Source organism: Bacillus sp. JS, from assembly GCF_000259365.1.
In the GTDB taxonomy this organism is placed as follows: domain Bacteria; phylum Bacillota; class Bacilli; order Bacillales; family Bacillaceae; genus Bacillus; species Bacillus stercoris.
This window is the reverse complement of record NC_017743.1, coordinates 1,150,869-1,163,728: the sequence shown is the minus strand read 5'-3', so window position 1 is coordinate 1,163,728 and position 12,860 is coordinate 1,150,869. Positions and strand designations below refer to the sequence as shown.

Here is a 12,860-nt window from a genome sequence, read left to right as displayed (position 1 = left end):
TGAATAAAGTCAGGAAGGGGATTTTATGACAGCCGTTTGTTTAGTAAGACATGGAGAAACCGATTGGAACCTGCAGCAAAAATGCCAAGGCAAAACCGATATCCCGCTAAACGCAACAGGTGAACGCCAAGCAAGAGAAACCGGAGAATATGTAAAGGACTTTTCTTGGGATATTATTGTGACGAGCCCGCTGAAAAGAGCGAAAAGAACCGCGGAAATTATTAATGAATATCTGCATCTTCCGATTGTCGAGATGGATAATTTTAAGGAACGCGATTACGGCGACGCGGAGGGCATGCCGCTGGAGGAACGGACAAAGCGCTATCCGGATAACATCTATCCGAATATGGAAACCCTAGAAGAACTCACTGACAGACTGATGGGCGGGTTGGCAAAAGTGAACCAAGCGTATCCAGACAAGAAGGTGCTGATCGTGGCGCACGGTGCGGCAATTCACGCCCTGCTGACGGAGATATCCGGCGGTGACCCTGAGCTTAAAAGCACCCGCCTCGTAAACGCCTGCCTCAGCAACATTGAATTTGCAGAAGAAAAATGGCGGATTAAAGACTATAATATCAACAGCCACTTATCCGGCTTTATCAAATAAGAAAAAGACAGGCGTCAGCCTGTCTTTTCTTTTATTTCTTATCAGCCGGCATCTCTTTCTGAAGCTCGTCCAAAATGGCATTCGCCCCGTCTACACTGCGGCGCAGAGACCACACTGCACGGTCCACGTGGTATACATGTCCGTTTTTCACTGCCTTCAGCTTTTTCCAGAGGACATTCTTTTCGATCGGGCGTTTCCCGTCGGCGTCGAGGTCATCTGTTTTTCCTGTCATCAGGATGATCACATCCGGATCTGTTTTCAGCAGCTGCTCCAGTGTCATTTTCATATTCACGGAGTCGCCGCCATTGCTTGAATCGCTATTGCCTGACGTACTGATTGCATATCGATAGCCGACCTGTGTTAAAAGTCTTGATGTAAAGAAGTTTTCATCCCTGGCCATAATCGTATCATTTGTATTTCCGATCAAAAGCACGGACTGGCTGTTCGCGCTGATTTTCTGCTTTGTCTCGCTAAGCTTTTCTTCATGCGCCGTCAGCTTTTTCTCCATTTCCTTCTCCTTGCCGACTGCTTTTGCAATCGTAAGGGAAGCGTCAATTGTATCCTGATAATCGGCATTTAAATTATTAAGCGCAATCGTCGGCGCGATTTTTTTCAGCTGATCGTACACCTTCTTATGCCGGGTCGTGTCAGCAATAATTAAATCGGGTTTTAATGAAGCGATTTTTTCCATGCTTGGCTGTGAGCGAGTGCCGACAGATGTGTAGCCGTCAATTTTCTTCAGCACATCCTTGTTGATCAGCTGTTTCGCTTTGTTGTCATCGGCAACCCCGACAGGCGTAATGCCGAGATCAAGCAGTGTGTCGATAAAACCAAGCTCAAGAACAACAACCCGCTTCGGATGCTCAGGCACATTCGTCTTTCCTAAATCATGTGTTATCGCCACTTTATGTTCTTTGCTGTTTTGATTGCCGCTTGAAGACGAGCAAGCAGCCGTTAAGACAGAAAGAAGTAAAACTGTAAGAATAATCAGTGTTTTTTTCATAGTTCCAGTCTCTCCTGTTAGCAGTTTCTATGATTAAAATGTCCAAGAGTAGTATAACACGGAATGAGAATCATTATCACCAATTATTTTTCAAATGAGAAAAGAAAGTTCCGCTTTCCAGGTCAATCTTGTTTCTTTAACATAGCGCAAACAAGAAACGGAAGATTGTTTCGAGGCACAGCTTAACACCCTGTTCACAAAAAAGCTTGCAGAAACATACATTCCCTGCAAGCTGATCCTGTTAAAGCTTCACTATCACTCTTCCTTGAATGCGATTTTGCAAAATCTCTTTTAATGCAGCAGGCGTTTCTTCCAATGATACTTCCCTATCCACAATGGTCAGCAGCTGATCAGGCTTGAGATCAGAAGCCATGCGCTCCCAAACAGCGGCTCTTACGTCCATCGGACAGTATACTGAATCGATCCCGAGCAGGCTTACTCCGCGAAGAATAAAAGGATACACCGTTGCAGGAACTTCTCCTCCTCCGGTTAAGCCGCTTACCGCGACAGCTCCGCCATATTGAATTTTGCTTAAAAGCGAGGCAAGCTGTTTTCCCCCGACTGGATCAACCGCTCCCTGCCATTGCTGCTTGGACAGCGCCTTAAGCGTTCCGTCATAGACATCTTCCCTGCTGATTACTTCGCTTGCACCGAGCCGATTCAAATAATCAGCCGCCTCCCGGTTTCCGGTGCTTGCCACCACATCATAGCCCCGCTTGTTCAGCATCGATACCGCAATTCCGCCGACACCGCCGGTTGCTCCTGTGACTAGCACACTGCCTTTTTCCGGAGACAGACCGTTCTGTTCAAGCCGATGCACTGATAACGCCGCAGTAAACCCCGCCGTTCCGTACACCATCGCTTCTTTTAACGAAAGATTCTGTGGCAAAGGCACCAGCCAGTCACCAGGCACCGAAGCGTATTCACTTAATCCGCCATCACGGGAGACGCCGAGCTCATAGCTTGTCGCGATCACCTCATCCCCCTCTGCAAAACGCGGATCATTGGAAGAGACGACCGTACCCGCAGCATCAATGCCTAAAATAAGCGGATACTCTCTGACGATATTGCCTCCTGCTTTTCCGGCCAGACCATCTTTGTAATTAATGCCGGAATAAGCAACTTTAATCAGGACACCATCCTTCGGCAAATCCCCTGTTGATATGGTTTTCACTTGGACTGAAACATCATCGGCATTTTTTTCTGCCTGCAATGCTTGAAATAACGTTGACATTCGGCACACTCCTTTTCATTTATATCGTAACCGAAGAACGTTCCAAAAACCAAATCATCAAGCCGCCATTTTCACTTCGCCGGCACATTGAGATGGTAGTGGACAAATGCGGTATCCTCTTCATAGCCATTTTGCTCATACAAGCTTCTTGCCTTCCGGTTGTGGTGCTCAGTTTGAAGCGTTAAACTTTTTGCCCCGTTTTCCGCTGCATAATCCTTTGCGGCCAAAAGCAACTGGCTGCCGGCTCCCTTTGTACGCGCATGAGGAGCAACAAATAAGTCATTTAATATGTAGATTCTTTTCATTGACACAGAAGAAAACGCGGGATAGAGCTGGGAAAAGCCTATGAGCTCTCCATTTTCTTCTGCTATCAAAATAATAGACTCGTGATTTTTCAAACGCGCTTTCAAAAAAGCCTCCGCCCCTTGCAAATCGGATGCCTGTCTATAAAATTCCCGATATTGGTTAAACAGCGGCGCGATGGCTGCCGCATCTGAAATCTTTGCTTGGCGAATGTTCATCTCAGTTCTTCCTCCCTCTCAATCATTTTTTCATTCTATCCCTAATCAAATTTTTCTGTAAAGTTTATTTTTCAGAATACTTTTATCATCATACATTGAAAAAATATCACGATAATATCCATTGTTCTCACGAAAGCATATGCAGGTCATTCGAACGAATTTTTTCGACAGGAATTTGCCGGGACTCAGGAGCATTTAACCTGAAAAAGCATGACATTTCAGCATAATGAACATTTACTCATGTCTATTTTCGTTTTTTTCTGTATGAAAATAGTTATTTCGAGTCTCTACGGAAATAGCGAGAGATGATATACCTAAATAGAGATAAAATCATCTCAAAAAAATGGGTCTACTAAAATATTATTCCATCTATTACAATAAATTCACAGAATAGTCTTTTTAGTAAGTCTACTCTGAATTTTTTAAAAGGAGAGGGTAAAGAGTGAGAAACAAAAAATTGTGGATCAGCTTGTTGTTTGCGTTAACGTTAATCTTTACGATGGCGTTCAGCAACATGTCTGCGCAGGCTGCCGGAAAAAGCAGTACAGAAAAGAAATACATTGTCGGATTTAAACAGACAATGAGTGCCATGAGCTCCGCCAAGAAAAAGGATGTTATTTCTGAGAAAGGCGGAAAAGTTCAAAAGCAGTTTAAGTATGTTAACGCAGCCACAGCAACATTGGATGAAAAAGCTGTAAAAGAATTAAAACAAGATCCGAGTGTTGCATATGTGGAAGAAGATCATATTGCACATGAATATGCGCAATCTGTTCCTTACGGCATTTCCCAAATTAAAGCGCCGGCTCTTCACTCTCAAGGCTACACAGGCTCTAACGTAAAAGTAGCTGTTATCGACAGCGGAATTGACTCTTCTCATCCTGACTTAAACGTCAGAGGCGGAGCAAGCTTCGTACCTTCTGAAACAAACCCATACCAGGACGGCAGTTCTCACGGTACGCACGTAGCCGGTACGATTGCCGCTCTTAATAACTCAATCGGTGTTCTCGGCGTAGCGCCAAGCGCATCATTATATGCGGTAAAAGTTCTTGATTCAACAGGAAGCGGCCAATACAGCTGGATCATCAACGGCATTGAATGGGCCATTTCCAACAATATGGATGTTATCAACATGAGCCTTGGCGGACCTTCTGGTTCTACAGCGCTGAAAACAGTTGTTGATAAAGCCGTTTCCAGCGGTATTGTGGTTGCGGCCGCAGCCGGAAACGAAGGCTCGTCCGGAAGCTCAAGCACAGTCGGCTATCCTGCGAAATATCCTTCTACCATCGCGGTAGGTGCGGTAAACAGCAGCAACCAAAGAGCTTCATTCTCAAGCGCAGGTTCTGAGCTTGATGTGATGGCTCCTGGCGTATCTATCCAAAGCACACTTCCTGGAGGCACTTACGGTGCTTACAACGGAACGTCAATGGCGACTCCTCACGTTGCCGGAGCAGCAGCGTTAATTCTTTCTAAGCACCCGACTTGGACAAACGCGCAAGTTCGCGATCGTTTAGAAAGCACTGCAACATACCTTGGAAGCTCTTTCTACTATGGAAAAGGGTTAATCAATGTAGAAGCAGCTGCCCAATAATATCAAAAAGAAGCAGGTTCCTCCATACCTGCTTCTTTTTATTTGCCATTATCCTGTTCTGTGGCAGGATGTTCCGGCGTTTTCTCTTCTTTCTCCGCATGTTGAATCCGTTCCATGATCGAAGGGTGGCTGCCTCTGAAAATCTTCACAAGCACCGGAGGATCAACCTGGCTCAGCCCCGTCACGGCCAAATCCTGAAACGTTTTAACAGCGGCTTCTCTGTTCTCTGTCAACTCGATCCCATACTGGTCAGCCTTATTCTCCTGATAACGCGAGACAGCATTAGAAAAAGGCGAAATCGCAAAGCTCAAAACAGAAAACAAAAGCAATAACAGCGGAAGTGCCGCAAGATCATGCCGCCCTTCTAAATGAAACATGCTGCGCGTTAGGCGCACCGTCCGCTTGTATAGCTTATCAATGACATAAAATCCGGCGAGCGACACGAGCAAATAGCCAGCCAGGCCGATGTAAACGTGCTTCATGACATAGTGGCCCATTTCGTGGCCCATTATAAACAGAATCTCTGAATCGTCAAGTTTGTTCAGCGTCGTATCCCACAATACAATCCGTTTATTGGCCCCAATTCCCGTAACATAGGCATTCAGCGCATTTGTTTTTTCCGACATGTTCACTTCATATACATGATTAGCCGGAATATTGGCTTCTTCTGCCAGCTCTAAAATTTTGCTTTCAAGCTCTTTATTTTTCAGCGGATAAAAATCATTGTATAAAGGATCGATAATGACCGGCTGAATAAAAAACAGAAACAGCGAAAACGGCACTGTTAACAGCCAGGCGTATAACCACCATTTTTTTTCATGCCTTTTGATCAGCCAATAAAACACGAGAACGCAAAGCGCAAAGATTGGAAAGCTGATCCAAAAGCTGATAACCTGATCCTTAGCCCAGCTGGCCGTAGTCTGTGTGGAAATGTTGTAGTCAAGTGACACTTGATAGCCTATCCAATCTAAAGGCAGCGTCACCAATGTGGTAATCAGCGAAAGTACGAATACAAAACCAACGATCTGCAAAAACCGAAAAGGCACGGCCGCTTCCATCCATTTCTTGATTTTCTTTGAAATGCCACTGACCAGCAAAACAAAAAACAGAAACCAATCAAGAGGTACCTCGATAAAAAATAAAAAATTCTTGATATTTGAATACTGCTCGGCCACCGCCAAATCAGACGGCTTCATGAAAGAAGCCGGATCAGCCTGCGTCCCTTTCACGGCTTCCGGTATTGCGGAATCACCGGACAGGAAGAAATACCAATAAAAAAACAGCCCGTACAGCACGTAAGCAAGCCCTGCTGCCGCAATCCATTTGCGCATAACACCTCACTCCTCACATCAACCCGTTACTTCTATTGTAATCATAAATTCAAATTCTTAGAACCAAGCTGTGTTCCGCACTTTTCCATCCTTTTAAGCATGGAAAGCCCGATCGCTGGGAAAACTAACAATGTTTGGAGTGATGCAAATGAAAAAAATAGTGGCAGCCATCGTGGTAATCGGTCTTGTGTTTATTGCATTTTTCTATCTTTACAGCCGGTCAGGCGATGTGTATCAATCGGTAGACGCGGATTTGATCACACTGTCTTCAAGCGGCCAGGAAGATATTAAGATTGAAAAAAGGCAGCACGTAAAAGATATGCTGGACATTATGAATCAGGGAAAACAGGTGAAGACAGAAAAAACATCAGCCCCTGATTACGAAGGGACAATCAAGTTTCATAAAGACCGGTACGACTCATTCAGGCTATGGATTGACGGCAGCCAGCAAGCCGTATTTTTGAAGGATGGCACATACTACAAATTAAGCAAAAACGATACAAAGGCGCTGCTAAACATTATGAAAAAAGAAGCAAAGGATTGAAAATGAAAAAGCGAAGCTAGCTGCTTCGCTTTTTCATTTTATTGGGGCAAAATATCTCTTAGCGCCCTTCTGAGCATTTTCCCCGTCGCATTTTTCGGAATGTCGTCAAGAAACGTAATGGCGGCAGGCCGCTTGTATTTTGCCAGATGCTTTTCACAGTGCTGCATGATGTCCTCTTCTGTTATGCCAGAACGTTTCGGTACCACATATCCCTTTACCGCTTCCCCGCTTTGGGCGTCCGGCACGCCGATGACAACGGCCTCCTTGACGTCCGGGTGTCTGTACAGCACCTCCTCCACTTCCCGAGGATACACATTGTATCCTCCTACAATGATCATGTCTTTTTTCCGGTCAACAATGTAAAAATAGCCGTCCTCATCCCGTCTTGCCAAGTCCCCCGTATAAAGCCAACCATCTTTTAACGCATGCTCTGTTTCCATCGGCATTTTATAGTAGCCCTTCATCACATTGGGTCCTTTTACGATCAATTCGCCGACCTGGTGAGCGGGCAGCTCGCGCCCGAGCGGATCGACGACCTTGTTTTCGACATGTAAGATACTTGTCCCGATGGAGCCCGGCTTTCTGCCCCTGTCAAACGGGTTAAAGCAAGTGACAGGTGATGCTTCCGAGAGCCCGTAGCCTTCCAAAATGGTAACGCCGAATTTTTCTTCAAACGCCATCAGCAATGCGACTGGCATGGCCGCTCCCCCCGAAATGCAAAGCCGGATGGAAGAAAAATCATCTTCTTTTCCATTCTCATGCTGAAACAAGTAATTATACATCGTAGGAACACCGGCAAAAATGGTCGCCTGCTGCTGCTTAACAAGTTTAAAAACAGATGCCGGACTGAATTGAGGCTCAATCAAGACAGTTGCGCCGCTCATCAGCGGTGCATTCATGCAGACAGTTAAACAAAACACGTGAAACATGGGAAGAGCACAGACCACATTGTCCTTCTCATCCATTCCCAAATAGCCTGCGACATCGTTGGCATTGCTGTACAAATTCTGATGAGTCAGCATCGCGCCTTTCGGTTTTCCAGTCGTTCCTGACGTATATAAAATAACCGCGGTATCATCAGGAGCAAGCTCTTGGTTTTGTTTAGCGGCAGATGTCGGCCGCACTACTTTTGCAAACGTTGTCATTTTCATCCTGACCTCTGGGTCCGCGGCTTCCGGCTCAGCCTCTCCCGTCTGGCATAAAATGACGAGCTCAACCTTTGGCAGCGATTCATGCATGCTCTCATAAAGCGGCAAAAGCTGGCTAACGCCCACGATCGCCTTTACATCGCCATTTGTCAGCATATAACCAATTTCTGTCGGCGTGTACAACGGATTGATGGGAACAACCACGATCCCGGCTTTTAAAGCACCAAAAAACGCGATGATAAAATCAGGCGAGTTGCCAAGCAGCAAAGCTAGATGGTCCCCTTTCTCCATACCGGCTTCCTGAAGGCCGTCCGCAAATCGCTGAATTTGTTCATTCAGCTCTTGATACGTCATCATGTGATCCTTAAACCTGCATGCGATGCTGTCGGGCTTCTCAGATGCTGTTTCTTCCAATTTTGAAACAAGATTCATTCTCCCACCCCTTAAAGTGAATGAATAGTCATTCATTATTGAAGCCAAGCTTTCTCCTCCATTATAGAGAAACAGAAAAAAACACTCAAGAGCAAAAAGCCCCGAGTGTCAGTTCAGTCATAGTTTCTTCAATACTTCAGCAATCGGCGTATCTCCTTCTGTCAGATCAAAGGCCCGATTTTCCGTATTGTTTTCATCTAAAGAGGCAATGACCGTTTTTGCAACGTCATCACGGGAAATATACCCCCGCTCCAGATCCTTCGCAGCTGAAACAGTTCCCGTTCCAGGCTCGTTGCGAAGGCCTCCCGGACGGATAATCGTATAGGTTAAACCGCTTGCTTCCAGAATTTTATCGGCATAATGCTTGGCCACATAATAAGGTTTGAGTGCCTCATTCCAATTTTCACGGTTATGGGCTTGCAGGGCGCTGACCATAATAAACCGTTTGATTCCGGCAATGTCCGCCGCTTCAATGGCTTTTGCCGCTCCATCAAGATCCACCAGCAGCGTTTTATCATAGCCTGTGCTGCCGCCGGAACCCGCTGTGAAAATGATGGCGTCGCAGCCTTTTGCCGCGGCGGCGATTTCTTCGGGGCTGCCCTCCAGATTCGCAAGCACAGCTTCTGCACCGGCAGCTTCGAGAGACGCTTTCTGTTCTTCTTTTCTGACCATCGCTCTAATGGAATGATCAGGATGATCCCGGAATAAAGAGACGAGTCTTTGCCCGATTTGTCCGTTCGCTCCGATTAAAAACACTTTCATCTGAATCCCTCCTGCCTCCATTATTTCAAACACACAACCGCTCTTTCAAACGAAGTGCTTTGCCTTAATAAATTAGATCAAGGAAATCCTCTTTCGTAATGTTCCCAAAGTAATGCTTGAGATTCACATCTTCGAGCACCTCAGCGATGACACTCCGTTCGTATTGTTTTCCGACCAGCAGGTTTTCAATATCAGATACATCACCGACACCGAAGAAATCTCCGAAGATTTTGCAGTCCTCAATTTTGCCTTTCTTGACTTCCAGGCGCAAATCGATCGACCCAACCGGATAACGTTTCGAATGATTAAGGTTAAATTTCGGTGAGCGGCCGTAGTTCCAATCCCAATTCTGATAGCGCTCTTTCGAAATTTGATGGATGGTCTCCCAATCTTTTTCTGTCAGCTTATACTCCGGCACGTTTCCAATGTCGTTTGTGTTAAAAATATGGCGAAGCAAATGGCTGCGAAATTCTTCGGTGGTCATTTTATCATCGAGAAACTCACTGATGTTTGCCACTCGGCTTCTGATCGATTTGATGCCTTTTGATTCAATTTTATCCTTTTTCACCTTTAATGCTGACACAACATGATCAATGGCTGAATCAAACATGAGGGTGCCGTGGCTGAAAATACGGCCTTTCGTTGCAAACTGGGCGTTTCCGGATATTTTCCGGCCATCCACTACAATGTCGTTCCGGCCGCTTAATTCCGCTTCAACCCCGAGTTGATGTAACGCCTGAATCACCGGCTCAGTGAACTTTTTAAAGTTATGAAAGCTGTCCCCGTCATCCTTGGTGATAAAGCTGAAGTTCAAGTTCCCCAGATCATGGTACACAGCGCCCCCGCCTGATAAACGGCGGACGACGATAATCCCGTTTTCCTCTACATATTTTGTATTGATTTCTTCTATTGTATTTTGGTTTTTCCCAATGATAATAGACGGTTGATTCACATAAAAGAGCAAATACTGCTGCTCAGGGTCTAAATGCTTGACACAGTACTCCTCGATAGCAAGATTGATCCGCGGATCATTGATATTTTGATTGTCTATAAATAACATGGTGCTCCTCCTTTATCCTTCCCACACAAAACCTGATTTCGCAATATTCACTTCACCGTTAAAAACGGTTTTCGCTTCTTTGCGAAGATTGTCATGCACGCCAAAATGCGGCAAATGTGTCAGCAGCAGCTCTCCAGCTCCCGCTTCTTTTGCAATGCGCCCGGCTTCCAGGCTGTTCATATGGCCTGCGCTTGTCCCGTCTTGATCCGCATAAAAATTACATTCTGAGATCAGCAAATCAGCATCTTTCGAAAACGGAATAAATGAATCTTGATAGCTGGAATCAGCAGTATAAACGACAGTGTGGCTGCCGTCAGTAATCCGCATGGCATAACACGTCACCGGGTGAATCGTTTTTAAAAATGTGATCGTAAACGGACCGGCAGTCAGCGGCTGATCCGGCTGATAGGCAATGCCTTTCGTATGTGTTTTATATGTAAGCTTTTGAAACTGTTCTATATCAGCATCATGTCCGTAAATCGGAAGCGTATGCTCTCCTTTGCCGAGAAACGAACCGACTTGCTTGGCAAATTGCAGCGGCCCGATATCAGCAATATGGTCATGGTGATAATGAGACAGAACGACCGCATCCAGCTTTTCCGCCGGCACATAGCCGAACAGCTTAGACAATACGGCACTGCCGCAATCGACAAGCAGAGAGTAATCACCTGACTGAAATAAATAGCCTGACGTCGCTTCATTTGCGGCCGGGAAACCGCCATAGCATCCGATAACTGTAACTTTCATAATGTCCTCCTATCTTTTCAAGAAAATTGTTCCTCCTTCAATATACCCATTTTTCTTGAAAAAAGCATGTTTTAAATATTGTATCAAAACAGTTATTGATTTTTACAATCTGTTATATTACAATGAAGTCACTACAAAGGGGAAAGAGGGATTGGTTATGCTGGGAAAAATCACAGAATTTTTTAGAAACCTGCCTTCGAAAAAGTGCGAGGAATGCGGAAAAAAGATAGAAGAGCAGCATGAGTGCTATGGTAATATCTGCAATAACTGCATAAAAGTAAATGATTTGTCATAAGCAAAAATCCCACGCCCTGCGCGTGGGATTTTCTTATTTATTCACACATATCTTAATTTTGAAATAATAGTTAGGTTAGGTCAAAGCTCACCCGATTTTAGATAATTCTGGTGATTATCGCGTCATCACTGAATATTCTTTATTTTCGAAATATAATTTACTGTAGACGAATTCATTTCTTATCTATTATAATTTGATCTAATAGTGAGATTAAATATATGTCTATTCATGATATATGTTGATACTTTGTTTTTTGGGAGGTAATCTATGAAAAGAATTAAGTTTGGATTAGCCACACAAATATTCGTTGGACTTATTCTAGGTGTTATTGTTGGCGTCATTTGGTATGGCAACCCAGCATTGCCTACTTACCTGCAGCCAATTGGGGATCTCTTTTTACGCTTAATCAAAATGATAGTGATTCCTATTGTTGTCTCCAGCTTAATCATCGGTGTAGCCGGTGCAGGAAATGGAAAGCAAGTCGGTAAACTAGGCTTCAGAACGATTCTGTACTTCGAGATCATCACGACTTTTGCCATTATTCTCGGACTAGCCCTTGCAAACATCTTCCATCCGGGTACAGGAGTTAATATACACGAAGCTCAAAAATCGGACATCAGTCAATATGTTGAAACCGAAAAAGAACAAAGTAATAAATCAGTGGCGGAAACATTCCTCCATATTGTGCCGACAAACTTCTTCCAGTCGTTGGTCGAAGGGGATCTTCTAGCCATCATCTGCTTTACAGTACTATTTGCATTGGGTATTTCCGCGATCGGTGAAAGAGGCAAGCCAGTTTTAGCCTTTTTTGAAGGCGTATCCCATGCCATGTTCCACGTTGTAAACCTTGTGATGAAAGTGGCGCCGTTCGGCGTTTTCGCGCTAATCGGAGTGACTGTGTCTAAATTCGGGCTCGGTTCTCTTATCTCTCTCGGAAAGCTCGTCGGATTGGTGTATGTCGCACTTGCTTTCTTCTTAATTGTCGTATTTGGAATTGTCGCAAAAATGGCCGGCATCAGCATCTTCAAATTCCTTGCTTACATGAAGGATGAGATCTTACTGGCGTTCAGTACATCAAGCTCTGAAACTGTTCTTCCGCGCATCATGGAAAAAATGGAGAAAATCGGATGCCCGAAAGGCATTGTTTCATTTGTGATTCCGATCGGATATACGTTTAACTTAGACGGTTCCGTTCTCTACCAATCCATTGCCGCGCTGTTTTTGGCACAGGTATACGGAATTGATTTGACAATTTGGCACCAAATTACGCTTGTGCTTGTCTTAATGGTGACATCTAAAGGGATGGCTGCCGTGCCTGGTACTTCTTTTGTTGTCTTGCTTGCGACGCTTGGCACCATCGGCGTTCCGGCTGAGGGACTTGCCTTTATTGCCGGCGTAGACCGTATCATGGATATGGCACGTACAGTTGTCAACCTGACTGGTAACGCGCTTGCTGCTGTTGTGATGTCTAAATGGGAAGGCATGTTTAACCCTGCGAAAGCAGAAGCTGTTATGTCCCAATCGAAAACAGAGCAAAACGCAACCATTTCCGGTTAATGAAAAGCCTGCGGGATTCTTATCCCCGCAG

13 protein-coding genes are annotated in these 12,860 nt (G+C 45.0%); 5 read left to right on the top strand and 8 right to left on the bottom strand.

Translation table 11 applies throughout. From position 1 onward, the window contains the following. Nucleotides 1-25 precede the first annotated feature (25 nt). The gene (gene phoE, locus MY9_RS05820; RefSeq protein ID WP_014663434.1) at nucleotides 26-607 is read left to right on the top strand and encodes a phosphatase PhoE; all 582 of its coding nucleotides are present in this window, start codon (nucleotides 26-28) and stop codon (nucleotides 605-607) included. A gap of 31 nt (nucleotides 608-638) precedes the next feature. Here phoE and MY9_RS05815 read toward each other — a convergent pair whose 3' ends face one another. From MY9_RS05815 to MY9_RS05805, 3 genes are all read right to left on the bottom strand, one after another. Further along, nucleotides 639-1,610 (bottom strand): ABC transporter substrate-binding protein, encoded by a 972-nt coding sequence (locus tag MY9_RS05815; protein ID WP_014663433.1) that lies wholly within the window; start codon nucleotides 1,608-1,610, stop codon nucleotides 639-641. A gap of 241 nt (nucleotides 1,611-1,851) precedes the next feature. After that, the gene (locus tag MY9_RS05810; protein WP_014663431.1) at nucleotides 1,852-2,844 is read right to left on the bottom strand and encodes an NADPH:quinone oxidoreductase family protein; all 993 of its coding nucleotides are present in this window, start codon (nucleotides 2,842-2,844) and stop codon (nucleotides 1,852-1,854) included. A gap of 71 nt (nucleotides 2,845-2,915) precedes the next feature. Next, on the bottom strand, nucleotides 2,916-3,365 hold the full coding sequence (locus MY9_RS05805) for a GNAT family N-acetyltransferase (RefSeq protein WP_014663430.1): 450 nt from the start codon (nucleotides 3,363-3,365) through the stop codon (nucleotides 2,916-2,918). A gap of 442 nt (nucleotides 3,366-3,807) precedes the next feature. Here MY9_RS05805 and aprE point away from each other — a divergent pair, with 442 nt between their 5' ends. Then, nucleotides 3,808-4,953, top strand: a complete 1,146-nt coding sequence (aprE, locus tag MY9_RS05800) for a subtilisin AprE (RefSeq protein WP_014663429.1) — start codon at nucleotides 3,808-3,810, stop codon at nucleotides 4,951-4,953. Between the two features lie 38 nt (nucleotides 4,954-4,991). Here aprE and MY9_RS05795 read toward each other — a convergent pair whose 3' ends face one another. Further along, nucleotides 4,992-6,284 carry a M48 family metallopeptidase gene (locus MY9_RS05795; protein WP_014663428.1) on the bottom strand — a complete coding sequence of 431 codons (1,293 nt, stop codon included), beginning with the start codon at nucleotides 6,282-6,284 and terminating at the stop codon, nucleotides 4,992-4,994. Nucleotides 6,285-6,432: 148 nt separating this feature from the next. Between MY9_RS05795 and MY9_RS05790 the strand changes: the two genes are divergently transcribed. Beyond that, nucleotides 6,433-6,828, top strand: coding sequence for a hypothetical protein (locus MY9_RS05790; RefSeq protein ID WP_014663427.1), 396 nt, complete (start codon nucleotides 6,433-6,435; stop codon nucleotides 6,826-6,828). A 38-nt stretch (nucleotides 6,829-6,866) separates the two neighbouring features. Here MY9_RS05790 and lcfB read toward each other — a convergent pair whose 3' ends face one another. The 4 genes from lcfB to MY9_RS05770 form a co-directional block, all read right to left on the bottom strand. Then, entirely contained in the window at nucleotides 6,867-8,408 is a 1,542-nt protein-coding gene (gene lcfB, locus MY9_RS05785; protein WP_041521290.1) for a long-chain-fatty-acid--CoA ligase LcfB, read from the bottom strand. Between the two features lie 117 nt (nucleotides 8,409-8,525). Then, nucleotides 8,526-9,170, bottom strand: coding sequence for an SDR family oxidoreductase (locus MY9_RS05780; protein ID WP_014663425.1), 645 nt, complete (start codon nucleotides 9,168-9,170; stop codon nucleotides 8,526-8,528). 64 nt (nucleotides 9,171-9,234) lie between these two features. Then, nucleotides 9,235-10,230, bottom strand: a complete 996-nt coding sequence (lplJ, locus tag MY9_RS05775; protein ID WP_014663424.1) for a lipoate--protein ligase LplJ — start codon at nucleotides 10,228-10,230, stop codon at nucleotides 9,235-9,237. Between the two features lie 12 nt (nucleotides 10,231-10,242). Next, nucleotides 10,243-10,977, bottom strand: a complete 735-nt coding sequence (locus MY9_RS05770; protein WP_003233185.1) for an MBL fold metallo-hydrolase — start codon at nucleotides 10,975-10,977, stop codon at nucleotides 10,243-10,245. A gap of 157 nt (nucleotides 10,978-11,134) precedes the next feature. Between MY9_RS05770 and yhfH the strand changes: the two genes are divergently transcribed. Continuing rightward, entirely contained in the window at nucleotides 11,135-11,272 is a 138-nt protein-coding gene (gene yhfH, locus MY9_RS05765; RefSeq protein WP_014663423.1) for a protein YhfH, read from the top strand. A gap of 267 nt (nucleotides 11,273-11,539) precedes the next feature. Then, nucleotides 11,540-12,829 carry a glutamate/proton symporter GltT gene (gltT, locus tag MY9_RS05760; protein WP_014663422.1) on the top strand — a complete coding sequence of 430 codons (1,290 nt, stop codon included), beginning with the start codon at nucleotides 11,540-11,542 and terminating at the stop codon, nucleotides 12,827-12,829. Nucleotides 12,830-12,860 lie beyond the last annotated feature (31 nt).

Bases quoted from the DNA above. Each gene is read 5' to 3' on its own strand.
- MY9_RS05780 (WP_014663425.1), bottom strand. From the start codon at position 9,170: ATGAAAGTGTTTTTAATCGGAGCGAACGGACAAATCGGGCAAAGACTC.
- gltT (WP_014663422.1), top strand. From the start codon at position 11,540: ATGAAAAGAATTAAGTTTGGATTAGCCACACAAATATTCGTTGGACTT.
- MY9_RS05790 (WP_014663427.1), top strand. From the start codon at position 6,433: ATGAAAAAAATAGTGGCAGCCATCGTGGTAATCGGTCTTGTGTTTATT.
- MY9_RS05795 (WP_014663428.1), bottom strand. From the start codon at position 6,284: ATGCGCAAATGGATTGCGGCAGCAGGGCTTGCTTACGTGCTGTACGGG.
- MY9_RS05810 (WP_014663431.1), bottom strand. From the start codon at position 2,844: ATGTCAACGTTATTTCAAGCATTGCAGGCAGAAAAAAATGCCGATGAT.
- lplJ (WP_014663424.1), bottom strand. From the start codon at position 10,230: ATGTTATTTATAGACAATCAAAATATCAATGATCCGCGGATCAATCTT.
- yhfH (WP_014663423.1), top strand. From the start codon at position 11,135: ATGCTGGGAAAAATCACAGAATTTTTTAGAAACCTGCCTTCGAAAAAG.
- MY9_RS05770 (WP_003233185.1), bottom strand. From the start codon at position 10,977: ATGAAAGTTACAGTTATCGGATGCTATGGCGGTTTCCCGGCCGCAAAT.
- lcfB (WP_041521290.1), bottom strand. From the start codon at position 8,408: ATGAATCTTGTTTCAAAATTGGAAGAAACAGCATCTGAGAAGCCCGAC.
- phoE (WP_014663434.1), top strand. From the start codon at position 26: ATGACAGCCGTTTGTTTAGTAAGACATGGAGAAACCGATTGGAACCTG.
- MY9_RS05815 (WP_014663433.1), bottom strand. From the start codon at position 1,610: ATGAAAAAAACACTGATTATTCTTACAGTTTTACTTCTTTCTGTCTTA.
- MY9_RS05805 (WP_014663430.1), bottom strand. From the start codon at position 3,365: ATGAACATTCGCCAAGCAAAGATTTCAGATGCGGCAGCCATCGCGCCG.